Origin of the sequence: Staphylococcus sp. HMSC057A08 (assembly GCF_001812925.1) — a bacterium.
GTDB lineage: Bacteria > Bacillota > Bacilli > Staphylococcales > Staphylococcaceae > Staphylococcus > Staphylococcus hominis.
The window spans coordinates 1-242 of sequence record NZ_KV810839.1; the positions used below are offsets into that span (position 1 = coordinate 1).

1 pseudogene is annotated in these 242 nt (G+C 31.4%); it reads left to right on the plus strand.

Going from position 1 to position 242, the window contains the following annotated elements:
• Positions 1-242 (plus strand): annotated as a pseudogene (locus tag HMPREF2881_RS00935) (N-acetylmuramoyl-L-alanine amidase); the annotation flags it as partial.

Below are 242 nucleotides of genomic sequence, written 5' to 3' on the forward strand. Positions count from 1 at the left end.
TTAACAGATATTAAAGAAGTGAAAAAATCAGAACGTAAATCTAACAGTTCAATTTCAGTAAATAAAAAACCTCCTAAAAAATTAACATGGAGTAACCAACCATATTTCAAAGCAATTGCAGATAATGCAGGTGTCACTATTTGTAGACCTAACCACAATAATGTGATGGTTACAACAAATGAAGAATATAAACCTGGAGACGTATTCTATGTATATGAAATTCGTGATGGTTGGGCTAGAGT